This is a genomic window from Corynebacterium belfantii (assembly GCF_041898185.1).
In the GTDB taxonomy this organism is placed as follows: domain Bacteria; phylum Actinomycetota; class Actinomycetes; order Mycobacteriales; family Mycobacteriaceae; genus Corynebacterium; species Corynebacterium belfantii.
Map to the genome: position 1 here is coordinate 972,489 of NZ_CP157823.1, position 12,628 is coordinate 985,116.

Consider the following 12,628-nt stretch of genomic DNA (forward strand, 5'->3'; position numbering starts at 1 on the left):
TAGTCAGCACTGCTGGATACTGCCTTTCCCCATGGTGTAATCGGCAACACTACGGTTTTTGGTACCGTCATTCTAGGTTCGAGTCCTGGTGGGGAAGCATTTCGATCCCATCGAATCGTGTAGATTCGGTGGGATTTTTGCATGGCGCATAGGTCTGCAGTGCGCGTGCTCCTCTAGGAGGTAGGCTGAATCATTATGGTTCGACAGCGGATGAGTGGCATTCAGCGCCGTGAGCAATTGATCGCGATTGGTCGTGAGGTGTTTGCTGAGCGTGGTTTTGATGGTGCAAGCATGGAGGAAATCGCGGCACGCGCTGGGGTATCCAAGCCTGTGGTGTACGAGCACTTTGGCGGCAAAGAGGGGTTATATGCCGTGATTGTGGATCGTGAGATGGTGAAACTCCAATCGGTCATCACCGGTTCCATGCAGACGGGGCGTTCACGTGCTCGCATTGAGCAAGCCGTGGTCGCGTTGTTGACGTATGTTGAGGAAGAAACGGATGCGTTTCAGATCTTGGTGCGGGACATGAAAGCAGGTCAAGATCATAGCTATTCCACCTTGCTTAACGACGCAGTCGAGCAGGTTTCTCATATTCTTGGTCAAGCATTTGAGCGTTCTGGATTAAACCCGGAGAATGCGACGTTGTATGCCCAAGCGCTGGTGGGCATGGTTTCTATGACTGCGCAGTGGTGGTTGGATCGTCGTAAAGAACCCAATGCGGCGACTAAAGAGCAGGTCGCTGCCCACATCGTAAATCTGTGCTGGAACGGGCTTGCCGGAATGGAAGCAAACCCGCAGTTGTCTAATATTGATAGTCCTCCAGAGACGTTGGGCGCCCACTAATACTCGCTAAACTCACTGAATCGTTTCCTCACGAAGGGAGGGCATGTTCGTGCCCGATAAATCCGTGCCTGCGGCACAACCACCAATGCTTGCTGGTTTGCTCAAAGTTGCTGCCACCGATCCAAAGATCAAGGGACTGCTCCAGCATGTAGGCGAACCCCATCTGCATATCACAGGCATTGATCAGGCACGGCCGTGGGCGATTGCTGCGTTGGCGAACCGTGCCCCAGTGCTTGTGGTGACAGCTACGGGGCGTGAGGCAGAGGATTTATCTGCTGAGCTGCGTGCCATGTTGGGGGAGAAGGTGGCGTGGTTTCCGGCATGGGAGACGTTGCCGCATGAACGCTTGAGCCCAGGTGCTGATATTGCTGGTCAGCGAGCACGTATCTTGTCGCATATTGCAGACTATTCAGTGGTGGTGACGGCTGCGCGTGGCTTCAGCCAGCCGATTGTTTCACAGGTTGCTGGTCGAGATCCTTTGGTGTTGGAAGTTGATTCCGAATGCAGTTTGGAAGAAGCAACACAGCAGTTGGTGTTTCGGGCTTATCACCATGTGGATTTGGTGGCTAAGCGTGGTGAATTTGCAACGCGCGGCGGCATTTTGGATGTGTTTCCCACAACGGCTCAGCATCCAGTACGTGTGGAGTTTTGGGGCGATGAGGTTTCAGAGATCCGTAGTTTCCAAGTTGCTGATCAGCGTGCGATTCCTGATTCGGATGTGTCGCGTGTAGAGGTTTTCCCAGCGAGAGAACTGCCTATTACCCCAGAAATTGCACAACGTGCAGCTGAGCTCGCTGTGAAGTTTCAAGGAAACCCAACGCTGCAGGAGCTACTGGCTAAAATTTCCGACTCTACCCCGTCAGATGGCATGGAAGCCTTGATCCCAGCGCTGGTTGATCAACCCATGGTCACCCTTGCGGAGCTCATGCCCGAAAACACCCATATTGTGGTGGTTGGGCCGGAAAAGATTCGGACTCGTATAGCAGATCTTCAAGCTACGGATGCCGAGTTTTTGGCCGCTGGTTGGGAGGCTGCTGCTATGGGCGCCGATGGTCCCGTGGCAACGCGTGGCCTCGATCTTGATGCCAGCTCGTATCGCTCTTATGAATCGCTGGAAAAGACAGCACAGAAGCACACCATGCCATGGTGGACTTTTGCGCCACCTGGCATGTTTGAAGCCTCAGACGGCGACACCCTCCCTTTGGAATTTGAGCCGGGACCTACACCGCGTGGCGATCTCGAACAGATTGATCAGATGATGGCTCTGCTTCTTGCACATACGCGCGACGGCGGTGCGGCAGCCTTTATTGCTCCTGCTCAAGGCGCTATTAAGCGCATGGTGGAACGCTTTAAGGAACAAGGAATCCCCACGAAGGTGGCAACACCTGGCTGGCAGCCAACCTTGGGCGAAGTGACACTGTATCAGGCGATGAGCCATGCAGGTTTGGTATTTCCCAAGGTGCGAAAGCAACCTGGGAAGCCTGCATTGCCACTGGTAGTGATCACAGAAACTGACCTTACCGGTAACCGAGTTGGTGACATTGCTGGTGCGAAGCGTCGCCCAGCCAAGCGCCGCCACCGAGTGGACCCGCTTGCTTTGAAAACCGGCGACTATGTGGTCCATGAAACCCATGGCATCGGCCGGTTCCTCAAGATGACCGAGCGTGTGATTCAGTCCGGTGATGAGACTTCGCGGCGCGAATACATCGTGTTGGAATACGCGGCGTCGAAACGCGGGCAGCCAGCAGATCAACTGTATGTGCCTATGGATTCCCTCGACATGCTGAGTAAATATGTCGGCGGTGAAAAACCTACCCTTTCTAAAATGGGTGGCTCGGACTGGAAGAACACCAAAAAGAAAGCTCGCGCAGCGGTGCGCGAAATCGCTGGTGAATTAGTCGAGCTGTATGCCAAGCGGCAATCCGCGCCGGGGCATGCGTTTGCACCTGATTCCCCGTGGCAACACGAGATGGAAGATAACTTCCCTTACGTGGAAACCGAAGATCAGATGCTTGCTATTGACGCGGTGAAAGCGGACATGGAAAAGCCTTCGCCAATGGACCGCGTGGTGGTCGGTGACGTAGGTTATGGCAAAACTGAAGTTGCTGTGCGTGCGGCATTCAAGGCGGTGCAAGATGGTCGTCAAGTCGTGGTGCTTGTTCCTACAACCTTGTTGGCCCAGCAGCATTTGAGCACCTTTGAAGAACGCATGGCAGGATTCCCCGTGACGATCAAGGGGCTTAGCCGTTTTACCTCTCCTAGTGAATCAAAGGAGATCCTTAAAGGACTTGCCGACGGTTCTGTTGACATCGTGATCGGTACGCACCGCTTGCTGCAAACAGGTGTGCAGTGGAAAAATCTGGGCCTTGTCATCGTGGACGAGGAACAGCGTTTTGGCGTTGAGCACAAGGAACACATCAAGGCATTGCGTACCCATGTGGACGTGCTCACGATGTCGGCAACTCCGATCCCGCGCACCTTGGAGATGTCGATGGCCGGTATCCGTGAGATGTCGACCATTTTGACCCCGCCAGAAGATCGACACCCGATTTTGACCTACGTGGGCGCCCAAGAAGATAAACAAGTAGCGGCAGCCATTAGGCGTGAGCTGCTTCGTGATGGCCAAGTTTTCTATGTGCATAATAAAGTCTCCGACATCGAGAAAAAGGCTCGGGAACTGCGTGAACTCGTACCGGAAGCACGCATTGTGGTGGCCCATGGGCAAATGAGCGAAGAGCTACTAGAACAAACTGTTCAGGGATTCTGGGACCATGAATACGATGTTCTGGTCTGTACCACGATTGTTGAAACCGGCCTAGACATCGCGAATGCCAACACGCTTATCGTGGAAAACGCTCACCACATGGGTCTGTCGCAGCTGCACCAGTTGCGTGGGCGAGTAGGGCGATCCCGTGAACGGGGTTACGCTTATTTCTTGTATCCCAAGGGTGCCACGTTGACGGAAAACTCCTATGATCGTCTTGCTACGATCGCGCAAAACAACGATCTTGGTGCTGGTATGGCGGTGGCCATGAAAGACTTGGAAATGCGCGGTGCCGGCAATGTGTTGGGAGCGCAACAGTCTGGTCATATCGCCGGAGTGGGCTTTGACCTGTATGTTCGTTTGGTGGGAGAAGCAGTCGAGGCATACCGTGCGCTAGCAGATGGCAAGATTGTCGATGCCACAGAGCAGGGGCCGAAGGAGATCCGCATCGATTTGCCTGTCGACGCACACATCCCCGAGGACTACATTAACTCAGAACGATTGCGCCTTGAGGTCTATCGTAAACTTGCCGCCTCGGCCAATGATAAGGACTTGTCGCTTGTGGTTGAGGAAATGAAAGACCGCTTCGGTCCCGTTCCCCACGAGGTAAAGCGACTGCTGGCGGTGTCGCGCCTGCGTCACCTAGCACGCGCGACAGGGCTAAGCGATATTGGTGTGCAGGGCACACGCATCAAGCTGCACCCAGTGGAATTGACTGATTCCAAGCAGGTGCGTCTCAAGCGTCTGGCACCTTCTGCTACATATCGCGCTGCTGCTAAGGCCATCCAGTTGCCATTTCCTAAAGAAGGCGCGAAGGTAACGGACAAACAGCTTCGCGATGTTGAATTATTGCAGTGGGTTGCTGACTTTATCGCGGAGATGTTTGAACACGATCGCGTATCTGTGACGGGGGAGAAGCTGCCGGATAAAGTGATCTCGGTGGCGCAGCCCATGAGCCCTGCTGCGGCGCGTGCGGAGCGCGTAGCGCAACGGGCAGCGGCGCGCAGACAAGTGCGAAATGACGATGAGAACTACGAAGATCGTAGAGAAGCGCGACGTAGAAAATACCGTATGCGTTAATCGTTGAGCTACCTCCTCCATTGCTACCTAGTGTTATGTAGAACACACTGGGTGGCGTGGACACCTACATCACCCGCCAATCGCTGCAAGCGATACTCAACAAGCTCAATATTGATTCCGCCATCGACGACGAGGGCCTCGTCGGTGCTGGATTCCCCTCCGGAGAAACCGTCTTCATTATCGACGACACCCTAGTTACCGCCCGCACAAACTGGTACGGGATTATTCCTGACCACAAGAAGCAAGAAATTGAAGAGTTCATAAACTCCACTAACCTGACTTGGCTCATTTTGGTGTGTTGTAGTTCATATTGACGTTTCTGCCTGTGGGGTTGGGTATCAGAGTGCGGGTTTTGTCTGACTAAGCGGGTAGCGGTGGGGGTGCCGGTAGGCTGTTGAATATGTCACCGAGTATCCGCCGGGTCCCGACGGCGTCGGGTGCGACCGCTGTTCAAATCATCTGGCGGTACCGCAACCGCAAACCTGAAATCGAACACGTCGGCTCCGCCCATACCGACCACGATCTCGCAGCGCTGATGGTCAAGGCTCAGCGGCTTGTCGATGGCGAGCAAATTTCACTTGACCTCAAAGTGTTGCCTTCTGCGGTTGCTGTGTCTGGAACAGGCACGGTTGATAATCCCGTCACGGTATCCGGTGAACGCGCAGGTCTTCTCCTAGACGCGATTCGCGGGGCCTTCCAACTCCTTGGCCTGGATACGGCAAGCGGCAAGGACGAGGTGTTTTTCAACCTGGTCCAAGCCCGTATTATCTCGCCGGGTTCCAAGTTTGATTCCATTGAAACTCTGGCAGAAGTCGGCGTGGCCTCGGCTTCATACGCGACTATAAAGCGCTACCTTCCGCGGTATGCCGACAAAGACTTCCGCGACCAGATAACCCACGCGCTAGCCACACACGCGGCCATTGGTCCTGGTGTGATGGTTCTCTACGATGTGACAACCTTGTATTTTGAAACTGACGTGCCCGACGAGCTACGCAAACCCGGGTTTAGTAAAGAACGCCGACTCGAACCCCAGATCACTGTCGGGATGCTCACCGACTCCACCGGCTTGCCCTTGGCGATCGGCGCGTTTGAAGGCAATCGTGCGGAAACGCACACCATGTTGCCAATGATCCTGCGTCTTAAAGACGCCTACCACCTTGACGACATCACGATTGTTGCTGATGCTGGCATGTTTTCAGCCGCCAACAAGACCGCGATTATCGATGCCGGGTTGGACTACATTCTGGGCACGAAAGAACGCGAAATCCCAGAACCAATTAAAGCCTGGCTAGATGCAGCGGAAGGGCGCAGCTACACCGACTACGACGACGGACACATCTGGACCCACCGTCACCACAGCGACAAACGCCGCACCAGCGGCAAACCGCAGGCAGTGACCTATTACCAGTATTCCTACGATAGGGCTCGGCGCACAAGGCGCGGCATCGGCGAACAACTAGATAAAGCCCAGCGTGCTGTTGACGGAAAGATACCCGTCAAGCGGAATCGATACGTCAACCTCAAGGCCCCGAATAAGCAGGTCAACCACACCCTAGCCAACAAGCACCTAACCCTGGCCGGGATTAAAGGATACGAGACCTCACGCACAGACTTAAAACCCCAGGAAGTCATCGGTGCCTACCGGCGCCTGTTCACGATCGAGAAATCGTTCCGAATGGCGAAATCAGACCTGAAAGCCCGACCGATTTATCACCGTAAAGAAGACTCCATCCACGCACACCTAACCATTGTGATGGCCGCGATGGCCACAGGCCACGTGTTGGAACAAGCCACGGGCCTATCGTTGAAGCGATTAGTGCGAACCCTGAAGAAATACCGGACGTTTACCGTCGAAATCGCAGGCCAGACCCTCCATGCACAAACCGACCTGCCCGCTGACATCCGCGAACTCACCGAAAAGCTGCCCCAACCGTCTGACTAAATTGAGCCAAGTCAGGACAAACTGGTACGGGATTATTCCTGACCACAAGAAGCAAGAAATTGAAGAGTTCATAAACTCCACTAACGCTCGTGTCCCCGTGGGGAAACTCATCCCCGTCGTGATGGCGATGGCACTAAAACGTTGGAGTTTCGGCTGCACCTTCATCAATCGCATCCGCTGTCTGACACACAGTTATGCCAAATTCTTGATGCCTACTTTCAGCTTGCCTTCCACTGCTTTGACGCAGTGCTCTTGGTGACCACTGGTGCGGACTTAGAACAGGGATAATAACAATGGCGTGGTTTTTTTAAACAAAAAAAGAATGCCCAACCACAGGGCCGCAGCTCTACCCTGTAACCTGCGAGGCGGTAGTATCTGCGATCCGTGCCAAGGGCGGTGATGTACATATCGACGATGCTGGTTTTGCCACTACGGATGTCGATGGAATCTCGGTCATTATTGCCGATTCTGACAATTGTGTGGTGCTTAGTGCGCTCACAACCGCCGATGCGCGTATCGACGATTCCCCCTGTGACGCCGATCGTTGGGTTACTGCATTTAACGTCAACTGCATAGGGCCCGTGATGTTTACAACCACGCAGCCTATCGACGGGCACAACGCCACGATTGTGCACGCCGACTATCGCATTTTGGGTAGCCCCTTCGCGCTGATCGAAGAACAGCTCATGGCTGAAGTTGTTTTTGGAGTCAACGCGGTGACTGAGGCGATTCGTGGCTATATTGAGGGCTTTGATGTTGGCCAAAGCCCTTGGGATTAAGGCGTCGGGGTTATAGTGACATTGATCCTGTTATGATCCCGGAAAGACCGAAGCCTGCTGCGATGATAATGAGCGCAACAACAAACCATTCGAAGGCGTTGAATACTCGTTCTTTTTTGTACAGGCGAGTCCACACGTAAGGGATCAACCCTGGCAGAACTGCGAGTGCGCCGAAGAGCACGTATTTCAAATCAGCTGCATAAAACAGCCACAGGGAGTAAATGAATGCGACTGCACCGACAAAGAGGTGTCGGCGGTTGTCGGCGGCGCTGACCTCGGGGCCGGAGTCGTCGAAACGCGTGCCTGCAGCAGGGTGAGAAATTCCTTTGCCGCGGGTAGCCAACAAAATGAGGTAGAGCGAGGAGAACACATAAGGCAGCAAGTAGAGAACTGTTGCTAATTGCACCATGGAGATATAGGTCGTTTCGTTGAGGAAGAACACGAAGACCCATAGTTGGATCACAATGGTGGAAATCAGCTGTGCGATAACAGGGGAACCTGTGGCATTAATGGTGCCGAGTTTGCGGGGCAAAAGGTTGTCGAAAGCCATCATGGCAACAGGTTCTGCGCACAACATCTGCCATGACACATAGGCGCCCAGCACGCTCAAACACAGGCCGATGGATACTAGCGCGGCTCCCCACGGGCCGATAACAGCCTCGAGGACGTTGGCCATGGAGTTATCGGGAAGGGCGGCAAGTTCGGCTTGTGTGAGCACACCGTAGGACAGAGTAGAAACCGAGACGAGGAGCACCAGCACGGTGAAAAAGCCGATGACGGTGGCGCGGCCGACGTCGCGACGTGTGCGGGCTTGCTTGGAGTAGACCGATGCGCCCTCCACGCCGATGAAGACCCAGACGGTGAACAACATAATGTCTTGGATCTGTTCGAATACGCTGCTGCCAGTGGATTCGCCCCAGAAGTCGAGAGTGAGTTTGTCCCAGCTAAAGCCTAGGAAGGCGACGAGGACGATGAAGGCGAAAATGGGGAGGAGCTTAGCAACTGTGGTGACGGCATTCATGAAGGCTGCTTGTTTGACGCCCATGGACAAAATGCCAAAAATCACCCATGTAAGAAGTGAGACTCCGATGACGGAGGCTACGTGGTTGTCGCTGTTAAACAGCGGAACGTAGTGACCAAGCGTGGAGAAAAACAGGGTGGCGTAGCCGACCTGAGCGATAACGCTGCCGAGCCAGTAACCCCAACCAGAGGTAAAACCAATGTAGTCACCGAGTCCTGCACGCACGTAGGAGTAGACGCCAGAGTCGAGGTGTGGTTTACGATGCGCCAAGATTTGGAAGACGAATGCTACGGCGAGCATGCCAATTCCAGCGATCATCCAACCGATGAACATGGCGCCTGGGGCGGCAACGGAGGCAATGTTTTGGGGCAGGGAGAAGATTCCGGATCCAACGGTGGAGCCGATGATCAGACCGATGAGCGTCCAGATGCGGACGCTATGGCTTTGGGCAGAAGTTGCTTCGACGATGGTGGCCGGGGTGGTCATCGATTCTGTCCCTTTAGGAACGGCAGCCATGTGCACCTCTATATAGATAAATGAAGTAATTCTAAACGCGGTTAAGTAAAGCTAAAGAATACAAGAAATTGCCACAGAATCAATATTGCCACGAACATCCAACACCGGAGCGGGTACCCGCTATCAAAGCCTCTATGATTACTATGTCAGTCATGACCGTTCTGCTTCTCGACGCCCGTTGGCCATCCATGATCCCCTTTAATTTGGTAGGCAAGCTCGAAGGACAGCTACGATTCACCGACGAGGTACCCGTAAAAGTTCGCTGGAACCTCGACGACATTGTGCGTTTCGCAACCGATGATCTGCTTATAAGCACCAATGAGTTGGATCCACAAGTGATCGAAGCCATCAACAATGGGGCAAGCGTTATCGAAGTTCCCAGCCGGCACGACTCCTTAGGCCAAGCACGTGAAGTGATACGCCGAGCAGTAGCCCGTGGGGAATGGGAACAAGCCCAAACTCACGAATCTCTCTTGGAATATCTCCACGAAGAAGCCGAAGAATTCGCACAGGCTGTTGCCCACGGAACCACCGACCACATCGTTTCTGAGCTTGGTGACGTACTACTCCAAGTGCTCTTCCACGCCGAAATCGGTGCACGACATGGCGAATTCAACCTCGACGACGTAGCCGCAAGCTTTGTGACCAAAATGCAGCAACGCTCGCCCTACCTTTTCGACGGCTCCGACGGAGTCGTACCCATAGAAGAACAAGAACGTCTCTGGGAGGCTGGAAAACGCCGATCGGCACACATATAAACAAACTAGGGAGTCTTGGGTTGAGAAAAGCCGCAGGGTGCGCGCTAGGAGTAGTGCTGGCAGTCGTTTTAGTCATTGCCATCGTGGGATGGACCTTATCCATCATGAGCGGGGTATCCCCGATACGGCAATTAGAAGATGTCCCCACGGATGTGCCACCGGCACGTGCTGAAGCCGTTCCGCAGATCGATATCAATGCGCCGGGACGTACCTCAGATAAGTTGGCGTTTTGGGCTGATCCGATCGCAGAGGAGACGTCGATAAGCTCGGCGGCGATACGTGCCTATGGCAACGCGGAGTTAGTCGCTGCCCAATCGTGGCCCGAATGTCACCTCAGTTGGGGAACATTGGCTGGTCTTGGTTTTGTGGAAACTCGTCACGGAACATACTCAGGCCACCTTTTTGATAATCGGAGTATTGACGCTGACGGCAACGTGCTTCCGCCGATCATTGGTGTGCCTCTCGACGGCTCTCCTGGGTTCGCGGAGGTAAAAGATACCGATTCGGGGGAGCTTGACGGAGATTCTCAATTCGATCGTGCGGTAGGGCCGATGCAATTTATCCCTGAGTCGTGGAAACGCTACGGGCGCGACGCTAATGGTGACGGGGTGGCAGACCCCAACAACATTGATGATGCCGCTCTAGCTGCGGCGAACCTATTGTGTGACGGAAGAGACTTAGCAACTGCGGACGGTTGGACGAATGCCATTTATTCCTACAACATGTCCCATGACTACCTCGTTAAGGTTCGAAATGCGGCCGCTTCCTACGCCTTGCGACAGCCAGCTGTGCAATAACTCACTCTCACAGCGTTCCAAAGTGTCCGATTTGTTGGCATAATTGTTGAAGGACGCTAAAAACGGACAAAGTGGTTTTTGTTTGTTCAACATTTTTAGCGTGTATAACTTGCAATGGATGAATAATCTTGCATCCACACAACGTCAATAGGAGACACACAGTGGCTGACATTATGCACGTATTTGCTCGTGAAATCTTGGACTCCCGCGGTAACCCAACCGTTGAAGCCGAAGTTTTCTTGGATGACGGATCCCACGGCGTTGCGGGCGTTCCTTCCGGTGCGTCCACCGGTGTTCATGAGGCTCACGAGCTTCGCGACGGTGGCGAGCGCTACCTCGGCAAGGGCGTCCTCAATGCGGTTCACAACGTGAACGAGGAAATCGCTGACGCAATCGCTGGTGCAGAAGCCGACGATCAGCGCCTGATCGATCAGGCCATGATTGCTCTCGACGGCACTGAGAACAAGTCTCGCCTCGGCGCAAACGCTATCTTGGGTGTATCCATAGCCGTAGCTAAGGCTGCAGCAGAGTCTGCTGGCCTGCCTTTGTACCGCTACATCGGCGGCCCTAACGCTCACGTTCTCCCAGTTCCTATGATGAACATCGTTAACGGTGGCGCACACGCTGACTCCGGCGTTGATGTTCAGGAGTTCATGATTGCTCCTATCGGTGCTGAGTCCTTCTCTGAGGCTCTGCGCATGGGTGCAGAGGTTTACCACTCCTTGAAGTCCGTGATTAAGTCCAAGGGTCTTTCCACCGGCCTCGGCGACGAGGGCGGATTCGCACCTTCTGTTGAGTCCACCAAGGCAGCTCTTGACCTCATCGTTGAGGCAATCGAGAAGGCTGGCTTCAAGCCAGGTGCTGATATCGCACTCGCACTCGACGTTGCTTCTTCCGAGTTCTACAAGGACGGCAAGTACCACTTCGAGGGCGGCGAGCACACCGCGGAGGAGATGGCAAAGGTCTACGAGCAGCTCATCGCTGAGTACCCAATTGTGTCCATCGAGGATCCACTGCAGGAAGACGACTGGGAGGGCTACACCGCTTTGACCGCCGCAATCGGCGACAAGGTCCAGATCGTTGGCGACGACTTCTTTGTTACCAACCCAGCACGTTTGAAGGAAGGCATCGACAAGAAGGCTGCCAACGCCTTGCTGGTTAAGGTCAACCAGATCGGTACCCTGACCGAGACCTTCGACGCTGTTGATCTTGCACACCGCAACGGCTACCGCACCATGATGTCCCACCGCTCCGGCGAGACTGAAGACACCACCATTGCTGACCTTGCAGTCGCATTGGGCTGTGGCCAGATCAAGACCGGTGCACCAGCTCGTTCCGAGCGCGTTGCCAAGTACAACCAGCTTCTGCGCATCGAGCAGCAGCTTGACGATGCAGCAGTCTACGCAGGCCGTTCTGCATTCCCACGTTTCCAAGGCTAATAACTACTCGTAATTAACCCCGAAACACGCTTCAGTCCCCACGAAGATATTTTTATCTCCGTGGGGACTGAATTTTTCTTCACCACCCTTGATTGACAACAGCGCTAAACTAGGTGACCTATGGTGTTTACAAAGCGACGAGCGGTTCCCGTGGTCAACCGCGAAGAGAAACCGCGCGGACTCAAGCTTTCACGCCCCAGCATGAAAGTTGATGGCCGTTGGTTGGTTATCTACGGCACGATCGTGATCGTGCTATGTGTTGCTATCCTGCGCCCGCTGAACACCTACATGGATCAAAAAGCTGAGACTGCTCGGTTGAAGGCGTCGATCGCCGAAAAGCAGATTGAAAAAGAACGCCTACTCGCCGAGTTAGAAAAATATGATTCCGAAGCCTACGTTAAAGAACAAGCACGCAAGCGTCTAGGAGTTATCGCCCCTAGCGAAAAAGCCTATCGAGTCATGACTCCCGAGCTGGAAAACCAAGGCTCGCACGTGAGCACCAAAGAAGAAACCAAGGCCAAAAATCCGTGGTACGAAAAGCTGTGGGACTCCGTGACCATCGTTGATCCTGTTGAAGAAGCTGAGCAGCAAGGCGATCAACCGCAGATGAATTTGCCGTTGATTCCAACCGCCCCTCCTAGTGAACAACCCTAAGAATCGGTAAACGCGCGGGCTTCATGAGACAATAG

8 protein-coding genes and 3 pseudogenes are annotated in these 12,628 nt (G+C 54.0%); 10 read left to right on the forward strand and 1 reads right to left on the reverse strand.

Annotation, left to right across the window (positions count from 1 at the left end):
* The first annotated feature begins 195 nt into the window (after window positions 1–195).
* The 6 genes and pseudogenes from ABMV07_RS05060 (at window position 196) to ABMV07_RS05085 (ending at window position 7,408) form a co-directional block, all read left to right on the forward strand.
* On the forward strand, window positions 196–843 hold the full coding sequence (locus tag ABMV07_RS05060; protein ID WP_088266656.1) for a TetR/AcrR family transcriptional regulator: 648 nt from the start codon (window positions 196–198) through the stop codon (window positions 841–843).
* Between the two features lie 43 nt (window positions 844–886).
* Entirely contained in the window at window positions 887–4,687 is a 3,801-nt protein-coding gene (gene mfd, locus ABMV07_RS05065) for a transcription-repair coupling factor (protein WP_371891295.1), read from the forward strand.
* Window positions 4,688–4,743: 56 nt separating this feature from the next.
* Window positions 4,744–4,962, forward strand: a pseudogene (locus ABMV07_RS05070) (hypothetical protein); the annotation flags it as partial.
* Window positions 4,963–5,087: 125 nt separating this feature from the next.
* Window positions 5,088–6,629: an IS1634 family transposase gene (locus tag ABMV07_RS05075; protein ID WP_374064146.1), complete on the forward strand. Its 1,542-nt coding sequence runs from the start codon at window positions 5,088–5,090 to the stop codon at window positions 6,627–6,629.
* A 1-nt stretch (window position 6,630) separates the two neighbouring features.
* Window positions 6,631–6,917, forward strand: a pseudogene (locus ABMV07_RS05080) (hypothetical protein); the annotation flags it as partial.
* 5 nt (window positions 6,918–6,922) lie between these two features.
* Window positions 6,923–7,408: pseudogene (locus ABMV07_RS05085) on the forward strand (hypothetical protein).
* A 10-nt stretch (window positions 7,409–7,418) separates the two neighbouring features.
* Here ABMV07_RS05085 and ABMV07_RS05090 read toward each other — a convergent pair.
* A complete protein-coding gene (locus tag ABMV07_RS05090; RefSeq protein WP_088266660.1) occupies window positions 7,419–8,915 on the reverse strand; it encodes an amino acid permease in 1,497 nt (498 codons plus the stop codon).
* 98 nt (window positions 8,916–9,013) lie between these two features.
* On the opposite strand from ABMV07_RS05090, the gene ABMV07_RS05095 reads away from it, so the two are divergent.
* The 4 genes from ABMV07_RS05095 (at window position 9,014) to ABMV07_RS05110 (ending at window position 12,593) form a co-directional block, all read left to right on the forward strand.
* Window positions 9,014–9,703 carry a MazG nucleotide pyrophosphohydrolase domain-containing protein gene (locus ABMV07_RS05095; RefSeq protein WP_088266661.1) on the forward strand — a complete coding sequence of 230 codons (690 nt, stop codon included), beginning with the start codon at window positions 9,014–9,016 and terminating at the stop codon, window positions 9,701–9,703.
* Window positions 9,704–9,723: 20 nt separating this feature from the next.
* Complete coding sequence (locus ABMV07_RS05100) at window positions 9,724–10,500, forward strand: lytic transglycosylase domain-containing protein (protein WP_088266662.1); 777 nt, start codon at window positions 9,724–9,726, stop codon at window positions 10,498–10,500.
* 161 nt (window positions 10,501–10,661) lie between these two features.
* The gene (gene eno, locus ABMV07_RS05105) at window positions 10,662–11,939 is read left to right on the forward strand and encodes a phosphopyruvate hydratase (protein ID WP_088266663.1); all 1,278 of its coding nucleotides are present in this window, start codon (window positions 10,662–10,664) and stop codon (window positions 11,937–11,939) included.
* 120 nt (window positions 11,940–12,059) lie between these two features.
* Window positions 12,060–12,593 (forward strand): septum formation initiator family protein, encoded by a 534-nt coding sequence (locus ABMV07_RS05110; protein WP_088266664.1) that lies wholly within the window; start codon window positions 12,060–12,062, stop codon window positions 12,591–12,593.
* Window positions 12,594–12,628 lie beyond the last annotated feature (35 nt).